Origin of the sequence: Bacteroides sp. D22, assembly GCF_000163675.1 — a bacterium.
Lineage (GTDB): Bacteria > Bacteroidota > Bacteroidia > Bacteroidales > Bacteroidaceae > Bacteroides > Bacteroides xylanisolvens.
Map to the genome: position 1 here is coordinate 26876 of NZ_GG774820.1, position 12887 is coordinate 39762.

At 39.6% G+C, this 12887-nt stretch carries 12 protein-coding genes; 8 read left to right on the plus strand and 4 right to left on the minus strand.

Annotation, left to right across the window (positions count from 1 at the left end; all coding sequences use genetic code 11):
- Nucleotides 1-16: 16 nt before the first annotated feature.
- From HMPREF0106_RS04435 to HMPREF0106_RS04410, 6 genes are all read left to right on the plus strand, one after another.
- On the plus strand, nucleotides 17-895 hold the full coding sequence (locus HMPREF0106_RS04435; RefSeq protein WP_009040860.1) for a FecR family protein: 879 nt from the start codon (nucleotides 17-19) through the stop codon (nucleotides 893-895).
- Nucleotide 896: 1 nt separating this feature from the next.
- Nucleotides 897-3599, plus strand: a complete 2703-nt coding sequence (locus HMPREF0106_RS04430; RefSeq protein WP_009040861.1) for a TonB-dependent receptor — start codon at nucleotides 897-899, stop codon at nucleotides 3597-3599.
- A gap of 7 nt (nucleotides 3600-3606) precedes the next feature.
- The gene (locus HMPREF0106_RS04425; protein WP_004307958.1) at nucleotides 3607-4605 is read left to right on the plus strand and encodes a DUF4249 domain-containing protein; all 999 of its coding nucleotides are present in this window, start codon (nucleotides 3607-3609) and stop codon (nucleotides 4603-4605) included.
- Nucleotides 4606-4793: 188 nt separating this feature from the next.
- A complete protein-coding gene (locus HMPREF0106_RS04420; protein ID WP_004316264.1) occupies nucleotides 4794-5075 on the plus strand; it encodes a LysO family transporter in 282 nt (93 codons plus the stop codon).
- The gene (locus HMPREF0106_RS04415; RefSeq protein WP_004307956.1) at nucleotides 5072-5680 is read left to right on the plus strand and encodes a lysine exporter LysO family protein; all 609 of its coding nucleotides are present in this window, start codon (nucleotides 5072-5074) and stop codon (nucleotides 5678-5680) included. Before HMPREF0106_RS04420 ends, HMPREF0106_RS04415 begins: the two co-directional genes overlap by 4 nt.
- Nucleotides 5681-5973: 293 nt before the next feature.
- A complete protein-coding gene (locus HMPREF0106_RS04410; protein WP_009040862.1) occupies nucleotides 5974-6330 on the plus strand; it encodes a hypothetical protein in 357 nt (118 codons plus the stop codon).
- 63 nt (nucleotides 6331-6393) lie between these two features.
- On the opposite strand, the gene HMPREF0106_RS04405 is transcribed toward HMPREF0106_RS04410, so the two are convergent.
- Nucleotides 6394-7461 carry a DUF2027 domain-containing protein gene (locus HMPREF0106_RS04405; RefSeq protein WP_009040863.1) on the minus strand — a complete coding sequence of 356 codons (1068 nt, stop codon included), beginning with the start codon at nucleotides 7459-7461 and terminating at the stop codon, nucleotides 6394-6396.
- Between the two features lie 184 nt (nucleotides 7462-7645).
- On the opposite strand from HMPREF0106_RS04405, the gene HMPREF0106_RS04400 reads away from it, so the two are divergent.
- On the plus strand, nucleotides 7646-8338 hold the full coding sequence (locus tag HMPREF0106_RS04400; RefSeq protein ID WP_004316267.1) for an HAD family hydrolase: 693 nt from the start codon (nucleotides 7646-7648) through the stop codon (nucleotides 8336-8338).
- 74 nt (nucleotides 8339-8412) lie between these two features.
- On the opposite strand, the gene HMPREF0106_RS04395 is transcribed toward HMPREF0106_RS04400, so the two are convergent.
- Complete coding sequence (locus tag HMPREF0106_RS04395) at nucleotides 8413-9192, minus strand: response regulator transcription factor (protein WP_004306596.1); 780 nt, start codon at nucleotides 9190-9192, stop codon at nucleotides 8413-8415.
- Between the two features lie 81 nt (nucleotides 9193-9273).
- Between HMPREF0106_RS04395 and HMPREF0106_RS04390 the strand changes: the two genes are divergently transcribed.
- The gene (locus HMPREF0106_RS04390; RefSeq protein ID WP_015531369.1) at nucleotides 9274-9945 is read left to right on the plus strand and encodes a DUF1349 domain-containing protein; all 672 of its coding nucleotides are present in this window, start codon (nucleotides 9274-9276) and stop codon (nucleotides 9943-9945) included.
- 586 nt (nucleotides 9946-10531) lie between these two features.
- Here the strand turns inward: HMPREF0106_RS04390 and HMPREF0106_RS04385 are convergent.
- Together HMPREF0106_RS04385 and HMPREF0106_RS04380 are read right to left on the minus strand one after the other, a co-directional pair.
- A complete protein-coding gene (locus tag HMPREF0106_RS04385; RefSeq protein WP_008640849.1) occupies nucleotides 10532-11584 on the minus strand; it encodes a winged helix DNA-binding domain-containing protein in 1053 nt (350 codons plus the stop codon).
- Nucleotides 11585-11622: 38 nt separating this feature from the next.
- The gene (locus HMPREF0106_RS04380) at nucleotides 11623-12858 is read right to left on the minus strand and encodes an ATP-binding protein (protein ID WP_004299291.1); all 1236 of its coding nucleotides are present in this window, start codon (nucleotides 12856-12858) and stop codon (nucleotides 11623-11625) included.
- Nucleotides 12859-12887 lie beyond the last annotated feature (29 nt).

Genomic DNA, 12887 nt, shown 5'->3' on the forward strand with positions numbered 1-12887 from the left:
GCAATACAGAAAAAAGATGAAATACACCGATACGGAATTAGAAGAAATACTGAACAAGCTCGTCGCTTCCACACGTTCACCGCGAGGGCGGTTTTCAGCAACAGCCAGTTACCCGGAACTAGAGAAAAAACTGAAGTCACATACCCGGCGTCTGACACTGATACGTACTTTCTCGGCAGCGGCGGCAGTAGCTCTACTTTGCCTATCGGTATGGACAGCCTATTTATATATGCAACCGGTCACGATACAAACGGTTTCCACCTTGGCAGAGACACGCACAGTCTGTCTTCCTGATGGCAGCACCGTCACTCTCAACCATTATTCTTCACTTTCTTATCCTGAAAAGTTCAAATCGGACAAGCGGGAAGTGAAACTAAATGGGGAGGCTTATTTTGAAGTAAACAAGAACAAAAAACATCCGTTTATCGTGCAGACTGAAACGATTGACGTTCAGGTGTTGGGAACTCACTTCAACGTAGATGCCTATCAGAACAACCCGGATGTAAAAACAACGTTATTGACAGGTTCGGTGGCAGTCAGCAATAAAAGCAAGTCAGTTCGTATGATTTTGAAACCGAATGAGATTGCTATATATAATAAGGTGGAAGAAAAACTCACCCGCAAGGTTTTAGAAAACGTAGAAGATGAAATTTCCTGGCGGCAGGGAGAGTTTATATTCGACGACCTACCTTTGCAGGAGATTGCCCGCGAACTATCCAATTCATTCGGAGCAACGATTCACATAGCCGACACGGCTTTGCAAAATTACCGGATCACAGCACGCTTCCGCAATGGAGAAGACCTGACAACTATTTTATCTGTATTACATAATGCCGGTTATTTCGACTACTCACAAAACAATAAACAGATTATTATCACTGCTAAACCAGACTAAGATGAATATTATATTCCAAGATCGCTTCCCTGTCAGAACCATTGTTCTGATAGGGGTAGCACTCCTTATCACCACACAAATATACGCGCAAAATGCGGACGCCCGACTTTCGCTGACACTACGAAACGCCACATTGAAAGAATTCGTCAAACGGATTGAGAATTCAACCGGATATTCTTTTATCTACAGTGAGGAAATTACCATAAAACATAAAATCAATTTGCAGGTAAAGGATAAGCCTTTGCGTGAGATACTTGACCTTGCGTTCAAAAATGAGCAGATCAGTTATCAGTTCACTGGCCGGCATATCCTTCTGCAAAAGAAAAAAGAATCAAAAACTGTAAGCCGCAAGTTCACTATCAGCGGATATGTCACTGATGGGACGTCTTCCGAGACGTTGATTGGAACCAACATCATTGAGAGTCATCAAAATCAAGGAACAACCACCAATCCTTACGGTTTTTACAGCATCACCCTGCCCGAAGGAGAAACCGAACTGCGTTTCTCCTATCTGGGCTATGCCACAGAAGCGCATCATTTTACGCTCTCACAAGACACATTACTAAATATCCGCATGCAGGGTAACACGCAATTGCAGGAAGTAGTCATCGTTTCCGACAAAACCGAGACAGGAACTATAGCCACCCAGATGGGATCTATCGAGATTCCAATGACGCAAATAAAAAATACTCCGAGCATACTGGGAGAGGCAGATGTAATGAAAGCCATCCAACTGATGCCCGGCGTACAGGCAGGAGTAGATGGATCTGCCGGACTGTATATACGTGGTGGAAGCCCGGATCAAAATCTAATCTTACTTGACGGGATTCCTGTATATAACGTAGACCATATGTTCGGATTCTTTTCGGTTTTTACTCCGGAAGCCGTCAAAAAAGTAACACTATTCAAAGGTTCTTTTCCGGCACGTTTCGGCGGACGGCTTTCTTCTGTCATCGACGTCCGTACCAATGACGGAGATATGCAGAAATACCACGGCACACTTAGTATCGGACTACTAACTAGCAAAATCAACCTGGAGGGTCCGATTGTGAAAGGAAAAACGTCTTTCAATATTTCCGCCAGACGTTCGTATCTCGACCTCATCGCTAAACCATTCATGCCGGATGACGATGAATACAGTTATTATTTTTATGACATCAATGCCAAAATCAATCATAAATTCTCCGACCGGAGCCGCGTCTATCTATCTGCCTACAATGGAAAGGATCATTTTGCTGCCAATTATGATGGAAATACAGATTTCAAAGACGGAAGCAAAATGAATTGGGGAAACACGATTCTTTCTGCCAGATGGAACTATGTATTCAACAACCGTTTATTCTGCAATACGACAGTCTCCTACAGCAACTATTTATTCGACATCAACTCATATACCAACAATCAATATTTCGGCAGTAGCGGTACATCATTTACCAACCGGTATTCAGCCGATTACCGTTCGGGAATCAATGATTGGAATTACCAGATCGACTTCGATTATAATCCATCTCCCAAACACCACCTCAAATTTGGAACAGGATATATCTATCATCGTTTCCGCCCGGAAGTTATGACCTCTAAAATCTCCAATAAGACAGGAGATAAAATAGACCTGGACACAACCTACCACAGCATAGCCAACAACCGGATTTACGGACATGAGTTATCCGCTTACCTGGAAGACAACATCAAGATGAATGATCGTCTGCGCCTGAATCTCGGACTGCATTTCTCATTGTTTCATGTGCAAAAACAAAGTTACTTTTCCTTGCAACCACGTGTTTCCGCACGCTATCAATTGGGAAAAGATGTAACCCTGAAAGCATCTTATACCCAAATGAGCCAATATGTACATTTACTATCGTCAATGCCCATTGCCATGCCTACGGATTTATGGGTTCCGGTCACTAAAAAGATCAAGCCGATGCGCTCCCACCAATATTCATTGGGCGGATACTATACGGGAATCAAAGGATGGGAATTCTCGGTAGAAGGATATTATAAGGATATGTATAATGTGCTGGAATATAAGGAAGGCGTCAGTTTCTTCGGTTCTTCCTCCGGTTGGGAAAACAAAGTGGAAATGGGCAAAGGACGTTCGGCCGGCATTGAGTTTATGGCACAGAAAACCCTTGGAAGAACAACGGGATGGTTGTCCTACACTTTATCCAAAAGTGATCGTCAGTTTGCCAAAGGCGGTATCAACAACGGTGAACGGTTCCCATATAAATATGACCGAAGACACAATATCAACCTGACAATCAACCATAAGTTCAGCGACCGTATCGACATCGGTGCTTCCTGGGTATTCTATACAGGTGGAACAAGTACAATCCCTGAAGAGAAAACCGCTGTCATCCGTCCTAGTGACGGCACAAACAACGGATTTGGGGGAGGATATGGATATGGAGATTATTTTGATTCAAACATAACTTCACCCACCATCGGAGAAGCTTCATATGTGGAGCATCGTAATAATTATCGGTTACCAGCCAGTCACCGGTTGAATGTGGGAGTCAATTTCAACAAAAAGACCAAACATGGTATGCGTACCTGGAATATCAGTCTGTATAATGCATATAATGCGATGAATCCTACCTTTGTATATCGCAGCACCAGCAAAAACGATCCCAACAAACCGATTATCAAGAAGTATACTATACTTCCATTAATTCCATCATTCACTTACACTTATAAATTCTAAACCCATTATGAGAACTCGTATATGTTATCCATTTATCCTGTTAATAGCATTGCTGACAACAGTTTCTTGCGAAAACGAACTCCCTTTTAGTGTAAAGGACAATCCCCCCAAACTAGTGATGAACGCACTAATCAACGCAGACAGTCTGACCAACGTTCTCTATCTCAATTTCACAGGAAGAGGATACGCCACTCATGTAGAAAATGCCACGGTGGAAGTACGTGTTAACGGACAGTTATCAGAAAGTTTACGTCCGCTCCCACCCCAAACGGAAGGAGATATGCAATGCCGTTTCCATATTTCCAGCAAATTTACTCCCGGAGATGTAGTTCGTATTGACGCCCTCACAGACGACGGACAATATCACGCATGGGCTGAAGTGACCGTACCACAGCGTCCACATGAAATAGCTGATATCGATACGGTCACCATTCCAATGACAAAGTATTATTATACGCAGAATTTTCTCCGATACAAAATCAATATCAAAGATCGATCCAACGAAGATAATTACTACCGGCTTATCATGGATAAGCAAATGACAGTGAAAGACTATAATGAAGAAACAGGAGAATTTGTCAGCCGGACAATACATCGCTATCATTTTATATCCCGCGAGGATATTGTGCTGACAGACGGACAGCCCACCAACAGCGATGACGAAGACAACGGCATGTTCGACACCGTAAAGAATATATATGGTGTATTCGACGACTCACGATTCAAAAATACATCTTACACAATGACGGTTTACAACCAGACAGATATTGACGGATTTCCTGAATACGGCACCAATGTAAAGATGGATATTATTGTACGTCTTTTAAGCATCACGGAAACAGAATATTACTATCTGAAAGCACTTAACCTAGTAGATTCCGACGCTTACGATGAAACAATAAATGAACCAATCAAGTACCCCAGCAATGTACATGGAGGAATTGGGATGATTGGAATCAGTACGGAGACAAGTAAGATCATTCATATAGAAAAACCACAACGATGAAAACAAATCATAAATTATGGATAGCAGACTGCGATAAACCGTAGTTTTGAAGATTCACCGTCTGTCAATGCCGCTTGCGTGGATGATATGGTCGAATGTCTGTCAATAGCCATGAAAGAAATCGTGGAAGAGATTAGCCAAGATTTACATTTAATACTATCTTTGCAGCCAAAAAGCAGGCACTAACTATGTTTATCATTATTGGAATTATGCTGACAGGCATGCTTCTTGGCTACTTGTTACGCAGTAAAAGACTATCATGGATACACAAGATAATCACTCTCCTTATATGGATTCTTCTCTTTCTTCTCGGAATAGATGTAGGGGGTAATGAATCTATCATCAAAGGATTATACACTCTTGGGCTGGAAGCTGTTGTCATCACGGTAGCTGCGGTCATAGGAAGTACTCTATGCGCATGGGGATTGTGGTACCTATTATATAGTAAAGGAAAGGAGACAAAAGCATGAAAGGTAGTTTGATTATTGTCTCTTTTTTCATTATCGGCACTCTTTGTGGAGTTTACCATCTTATCCCATACGACTTCACCGACAGTAAACTTAGTTACTATGCCCTCTGCGGACTCATGTTCTGCGTAGGTATCAGCATCGGTAACGATCCGAACACCCTGAAGAGTTTTCGGTCCCTGAATCCCCGGCTTGTATTCCTTCCTATCATGACGATACTCGGCACATTAGCAGGCTGCGCCATAGCGGGAGCTTTTATGAGCCAGCGAAGTCCTTTAGACTGTATGGCAGTTGGAGCTGGATTTGGTTATTATTCGCTCTCCAGCATATTTATCACCGAATATAAAGGTCCCGAATTGGGAACTATCGCATTACTTTCCAATATCATGCGTGAAATTATCGCTTTGCTGTGTGCACCCTTATTAGTGAAATATTTTGGAAAGCTAGCTCCTATTTCTGTTGGTGGAGCCACAACGATGGATACCACTCTTCCTATCATTACCCGATATTCGGGAAAGGAATTTGTAATCATTTCCATCTTCCATGGCTTTGTTGTCGATTTCAGCGTTCCGTTCCTAGTCACATTCCTTTGCTCAATATCATTTTAACAGCAATAAATCCTAAAATAGAGAAATACTCTACTATCGTTTTCGCACACGTATTACAAAAATGTTTCATAAAAAGGTATTTTTATATCAAAAAGCTGATCATCTCTTGACTTACATCAAGAAATCAGCCTAAAAAGAATCTTTTCCTTTTCTTTATTTTTATGCTATAAAACATATTCTTATATTTGCATAGGTAAAAAGAAAAGACTAAGCGCTTAGACAGTATTTTCAATAGGTATTAGATTTGTTTTTAGGAATAGTTTTTAGGTATAACAATTAAAAAAGTAGGTATTATGAAACGTTTAGGATTAACATTATTGGCAGCGCTCTGCCTTGCTGCTACAACATTTGCAGCCGGAAATCAGCCTACAACTGCAAAATGGGAAGGTAACATCAATGTAAGTAAACTAGGCAAATATTTAAAGTTAAACTCCGATCAGAGTGAAGAAGTAGCCAATATTTGCGATTATTTCTCCACACAGATGTCAAGAGCCACAACAGCGAAGAAAGATAAAGAAGCAAAATTGCGCAACGCTGTTTATGGTAACTTGAAACTGATGAGAAAGACTCTTAGTGCTGAACAGTACGCCAAGTATGCAGCTTTGATGAATATCACTTTACAGAATAAAGGTATTGAACTGAATAAGTAAAATGATTAATATGTAAAAGAGAGAGAGGGTGGAAGCCGGTTGGCTTCCACTTTTTTTATACTATTATTTAATAGTCACCATCGTAGCCCCAAACCCATATTCCTGGAAAGAAGCATCCTGATAACGGCAATTACTATATTTCCGTTTCAATTCATCAATGACAGCCTTTCGAAGTACCCCATCTCCCTTGCCGTGAATAAAGACAATCTTCTGTTCACGCTTATTCTTATAAGTTTCCATCACTTCGCGAAACTTATCCAATTGATAATTCAGTATTTCAGCATTGCCCATCCCTTGAGTATCATCCAGCAAAGAATCAATATGAAGATCTATTTCAATAATTCCGCTCTTTCCGCCATGAGTAGTATGGTTTGGTTTCACAATAGGTTGTGACTTCGGTTTATCTACAGATTTCTTCTGCAGCAGAGCCTCTTGAATCTCCTCCGCCGAAACATATACTTGTTTGGCAGGCATATCATCTTTCACAATGTCATAAATCAAAGCCGGTTCTTCAAAGAAATCAGAATCGCTAAAGGTATGAAGTTTATAGAACTTCACGGTATCGATCCGTATCTCCACACTAACAGCCGGTTTGATAGCCGCAGGCTTACCGTCCTTGAAGGCGATCAACTGAACAGCCACCCGCTCCATATCATTCAATACATCTTTGGTGAACTCTTCCAACAGCAATTTTGTATTAGGCTCCACCAAACCGTGCGAACGGTTCTTCCATGCTTTCCCTTCGGCACTCAAATAAGTGTAATACAAATAATAATTGCTATCATTTACCAGATAAGTTTCAAAAGGAGTAGTCATCATCGCTTTTGCGTCTTCGGGCACATAAGCCAGAAATACATTCAAAGTATCTCCTCCACGCACCTCCGGCTGACGTTGAATAACAGACATCTCCGGTTTTACCGGTTTAACAGGTTCTTCCGGTTTCGGCGCAGACGAACCGGGTTTACGCCTCATATTATAGTCATCTGTTTCAATCACGACACACTCGCGTATCGGCATCGGAATATCAAACCCATCTGCATCTTCTACCAACACAAAATCCTTTCCCTGGAATCCAGTTACGATTCCACCGCCTACCTCACTAAGAAAGCGTACTTTATCTCCTATTTTCATTATTGTATATCCAATTAAAATTCAAACTCAAAAAAACGAGTAACAAAGATAGAGATTTCTATGAAATTAAATGGAGATTCGGTTCTAAAAACAAACCGTCTGCCTTTATTCCTCTTTTTATTGTAACTTTGCATACGAAATACCAAACAAATGATCTAAAATTCACCATTAACGACGAAAACCGATGAAAGAACTTATTAAAGTCATTGCTTTTGATGCAGACGATACCTTGTGGAGCAATGAACCTTTTTTCCAGGAAATAGAGAAACAATATACAGACCTATTAAAGCCTTATGGCACTTCTGAAGATATTTCAGCCGCTTTATTTCAAACAGAAATGAATAATCTGAAATATCTCGGATATGGAGCCAAAGCTTTCACCATTTCTATGGTAGAGACAGCTTTGCATGTGAGTGGACAAAAGATTTCAGGAACAGACATCCAACATATTATTGAATTAGGCAAATCATTACTGAAAATGCCAATTGAACTATTGCCGGGAGTAAAAGAAACGCTTAAAGTATTGAAAGAGAAAGGAAAATACAAATTAGTAGTTGCCACTAAAGGAGATTTGCTCGATCAAGAGAATAAGCTGGAACGTTCCGGATTAGCCTCTTATTTCGATCACATTGAAGTGATGTCCGATAAAACAGAGAAAGAATATCAACGAATGTTGAATATCTTACAGATTGCTCCTTCCGAATTTGTCATGATTGGCAATTCTCTGAAATCGGACATTCAACCTGTTCTATCGCTGGGAGGATATGGTATACATATTCCTTTTGAAGTGATGTGGAAACACGAAGTAGTAGACACATTCACACATGACCATCTGAAACAGGTGAAAAGATTTGATGAGTTGCTGCTTTTGTTTTAAATAAGTTCTGTTCTTTCTTCAGATAAGCTTTAAATCTGAAGAAAGAAATCAGTGAACAATGCCATCTTATTGGATTACAAATCCAACAGTTTCATCAATTCAGCAGCCCGACACGCTTCTATCGAATTACCGACAGAGAGTTTCTCCAAAATATTCTGGCGGTGTCGATTGACTGTATTCACACTAATATAAAGGGCAGCTGCAATTTCTTTACTAGATAGTCCTTTACGTATACAGCGAAGTATTTCCTTTTCGCGTTCGGATAGGATATTGCGATGTTCTTCCGAAAGAAAGAGGGTTTCGACTTCTCCACGTTCCATATGGGTAATAGTGGGATATATCCCCTGCTCCGTTCGTTGATCTGCAGACAAGGTATAAAGACAAAAAATCAACCATACACTTCCGGAAGGAGTATTTTCCATTATCTGCACTAGGTTATCAATATACTGATAGACTCCTTTCTCATTCATCATACGTATTCTGCATCTTCCCCGGTACTTCAACCGTTCTTCGGAAGACATCGAAAAGGTCTTCTGAAAAAACTGATACTCCAATAACCGCTTTTCTACCAAGTCTTCAGGATGAATACGCCGATAAATACAATCTTCATCCATAGAATCAATCACACTCAAAGCAGCTTCTTCGGGAGTTAAGCCTAGAAAATGCGCCCAAGGATGAACGGCAATGTAACTTTTCCTATTCGAAAGATCTGAAATAACAGCACATCCACCATTAATCTCCGTCAATGAATGAATAAAGCGTTGATGTTGCTCTACAACTCCATTGTCCAATATTTCATCGGCTATCAGTTGTGTCGCATAAACTTCATCTATTTCCTTTTGTAATACGTCCATCTTATAAAATGGTTATTATTCAGTATTGTTGCACACGGAGGTATGACCTATCTTTGCACCACAAAGATAATCAAATAAGAAATGATCATGAAACATTTAAAAATCAAAATGATGTCAATAGCCTTTATGGCAGTAACAACTTCTTCTATGGCACAAAGTTTGAATAAAATGAATTGGCTGAACGAGCCTCAACAATGGGAAATAAAAGATGGCAAAACCTTAGTGATGGATGTTCCTGCAAAAACAGACTTTTGGAGGATTTCTCATTATGGGTTCACAGTGGACGACGGACCTTTCTATTATGCGACTTATGGTGGAGAATTTGAAGCCAAAGTAAAGATAACCGGCAACTATGTCACCACCTTTGACCAAATGGGATTAATGCTGCGCATCGACCATGAAAACTGGATAAAAGCAGGTGTGGAATACATTGATGGCAAACAGAATGTAAGTGCCGTAGTTACACACCGAACCAGTGACTGGAGTGTAGTACAATTGCCGGATGCTCCCCGCTCTATATGGATAAAAGCAGTCCGTCGCCTGGATGCAGTAGAAATATTTTTCTCACGTGATGACAAAGAATATATTATGATGCGCACTTGTTGGTTGCAAGATAATTGTCCTGTCATGGTAGGATTAATGGGAGCTTGTCCGGACGGGAAAGGGTTCACCGCTACATTCGAAGAATTTAAAGTGACTCCATTAGCCGATCAACGAAGACTGGAATGGGCAAAAAGGCAAATAAACAAATAAAAATCAGTCCTGATGCTATTTATTTAAATAGAGAGAAAGCTCTTTATAATATAAATATGGTAGTATATCTTACTTTAAATGTTCTATTTTTAATATGATGAGTATAAATAGCATCACACGGATTTCCTCTTCCAGCAGTTCTGTTGTATAAAATAATGCAAGAATATACAGTTCCAGAGGAGTTTTTTACATAAAAACAGTCAAAAGATACACTATAAATAAACTTATTGACAATCGTTTCTTTAAAAGGAATAACCAGTTCCTTTTAAAGGAACGACTCATTGATCGGTGAGAAACACTTTATTCCTTTAAAAGGAGCATATAAAACTTTATTTTAAGTGCTATCCCAGAGCTAACCTACACTTGAAGCTGCCAACACTCCATATATCAATTTGAAATAAAATAAAGGAAAGTTCTACACATCTATTCTATAAAAAACATAGACTAAAACAAATTGTTCCAAAACGCAATCGATTTATTTCTTTTCTAAATTCGAAAACAGCAAATCCTTCTCATTTTCAACTCATACCTAAATATATCCTGCATATATGGAATTATGCAACGATAAAATATACGTTTTCTCATATTATCGCCAAAACCGTATATACTTATCTTTCTCACGATCCAACGCACCTTCATCGACACAATCATCCAACCGGAACCATGAATGTTCTATCAATGAGCCTCTCTTTTTAACAGACTTATCCCAGTTTCCTATCACTTGTCCTTCATGAAGAACAATCGGATAAAACAGACCATTATTGGTAAATGCTTTCGAGTAATGCTCTTTAGGTAAAACGTCTGTCCGGTCTTTATAGCCAAGCAAATATTCATCATAAGAAGGAAGAAGATGCAAACTGCCGGTAACTTTTCCACGAGTCCGGCAATCTTCATGAATATACCATGTCTGTCCATTCCATTCTTCTGCCGTTAATTCCGAATCAATCAAATAAATAGCTTGACGTGCATCTGTAATAGGCAGCCCCGACCACCAGACAAAATCTTGCAAAACAGCAGGAGCATGACTACGAAAATAGCTTCTAGCCAAACGAGCCAAAGATTCATCTTTGGTCAATTCCGGCACCGGCGGAACACGCTCTTCCAAAAGCGCATACGTACATTTACTTCCTTTATCTTCCCCACTACATACAATCCCCACCTGCTCCGCACGAGCCATAAAGCGGGTCATACGATGATTATCCGCTACAATCCCCGAACGGTTAAAATGCTCGGCAATCTCCTGCCTCGTCAGGCTTTTTTTCCCACAAAGAATTTTCTCCAACAGATTATGACTTTTCGTATAGAGCTCTTCAGAAATTTCCAAGTCATGCCCCTTCGCATAAGACTCATTAGCAGATATAATACGCCCGGCGGAAAGTTTCAACATCCACCGGATATCTTCTGCTGCTACGAGATGCCATGTCGGACGCATTACATGAGTCCGCAGGATTTCACCATCACGGAGCGCTTTTTCCACAGTTTGAATCGTTGCTGACTTCAAACGCATTCCTACTGCCCATTTCACCATGGAATAATTCTGTGCCTGCATAGCTCCCATCCAGGACACAAGTTCCTTGGGTTGAAAGAAAAGAGGACTTAATAACTGTTGGTTGAGTAAACGTATATTCGGTATTTTCATCATACTTATTTATAAAAGAAAAAACAGTTGTTCTTTGATTAAATGACACGAGTAATGGAATGTAACAAAACAGAAGACAAGAAGTCTCTAATATAAATATGTTCTATCCCTTCATAAGTATTTTCAAACATTTTTTCTCCGGACACTACCACTTTCGGATAATTATCTTTAATCTTCAATAAATTCCCGAATTCTCTTTCAATAGTTTCCTGTTTAGAAAGTTCAAGAGAGACTTGCACATAGAGAATCTCTCCATTCCGTTTACAGACAAAATCTATTTCTTCCGTACCCAATGTCCCGATTTTTACATCATATCCACTATATACCAAATGATTATAAACCAAGTTCTCCAAACGCATCGCTCTGTCCTGTGGCTTGTACCCCGTAATCACATTACGAATCCCCATATTCTCAAAATAATACTTCTCCCCTCTTTCGAATAATTTCTTTCCGGCAATATCATACCTTCCTACCCTATGTACAATAAAAGCATCCGATAATGCCATCGCATACTCACTCACAACATAAGGAGAAATATCCACTTTCTGACTTTTCAGAAAATCACTAATACTCTTGCTGGAAAATAAGTTGCCAATGTTACCTGCCAAGAACGAAACTAGTTGTTCCAAAAAGACCGTATTCCTTATATTCTTTCTCTGAATCACATCTTTTAATATAATGGTAGAGTAAATGCTCCTCAAATACTCCATAACAACAGGTTCTTCCATCGGCAAATGTATCAGATAAGGCAATCCTCCATAATGAATATATTTCTCCAATGACGCATCCGTATTCTCCAGTTCATGGAAATCCAGAAATTCAATATACGACAAACTATAAACCACAAATTCAACATACCGACCTCCCAATTCATTCGCTAAATCACTGGAAAATATCTCTGAATTACTGCCTGTCACATATATATCATTATTATCATCCAATGCCAACGAACGGATAGCCAACCTGAAATCTTGTATTTCCTGTATTTCATCGACAAAAATATAGTTCATTCTATCATCTACCGATTTTGAAAGAATATAATCATTCAGTTCTTTATAAGTCTTTATATCTATGAAATTGACATCTTCCTTATTTATATAGATAATATTCGCATCACTCTCTTCTTTCCGTATCAACTCCATGAGTTGATACAAAATAAAGCTTTTACCGACACGACGATGACCGACCATCACTTTTACCAATGTTTTCCTCATGAAAGGTCTTATGCGGTCAACATAAGTGTTTCTTTGTTTAATTATGCGAGGTATTTTCATTCTACTTCTTTTTAAATACGATTGCAATA

Coding starts and splice junctions, on each gene's coding strand:
- HMPREF0106_RS04435 (WP_009040860.1), top strand. CDS start 17: ATGAAATACACCGATACGGAATTAGAAGAAATACTGAACAAGCTCGTC.
- HMPREF0106_RS04430 (WP_009040861.1), top strand. CDS start 897: ATGAATATTATATTCCAAGATCGCTTCCCTGTCAGAACCATTGTTCTG.
- HMPREF0106_RS04425 (WP_004307958.1), top strand. CDS start 3,607: ATGAGAACTCGTATATGTTATCCATTTATCCTGTTAATAGCATTGCTG.
- HMPREF0106_RS04420 (WP_004316264.1), top strand. CDS start 4,794: ATGTTTATCATTATTGGAATTATGCTGACAGGCATGCTTCTTGGCTAC.
- HMPREF0106_RS04415 (WP_004307956.1), top strand. CDS start 5,072: ATGAAAGGTAGTTTGATTATTGTCTCTTTTTTCATTATCGGCACTCTT.
- HMPREF0106_RS04410 (WP_009040862.1), top strand. CDS start 5,974: ATGAAACGTTTAGGATTAACATTATTGGCAGCGCTCTGCCTTGCTGCT.
- HMPREF0106_RS04405 (WP_009040863.1), bottom strand. CDS start 7,461: ATGAAAATAGGAGATAAAGTACGCTTTCTTAGTGAGGTAGGCGGTGGA.
- HMPREF0106_RS04400 (WP_004316267.1), top strand. CDS start 7,646: ATGAAAGAACTTATTAAAGTCATTGCTTTTGATGCAGACGATACCTTG.
- HMPREF0106_RS04395 (WP_004306596.1), bottom strand. CDS start 9,192: ATGGACGTATTACAAAAGGAAATAGATGAAGTTTATGCGACACAACTG.
- HMPREF0106_RS04390 (WP_015531369.1), top strand. CDS start 9,274: ATGATCATGAAACATTTAAAAATCAAAATGATGTCAATAGCCTTTATG.
- HMPREF0106_RS04385 (WP_008640849.1), bottom strand. CDS start 11,584: ATGAAAATACCGAATATACGTTTACTCAACCAACAGTTATTAAGTCCT.
- HMPREF0106_RS04380 (WP_004299291.1), bottom strand. CDS start 12,858: ATGAAAATACCTCGCATAATTAAACAAAGAAACACTTATGTTGACCGC.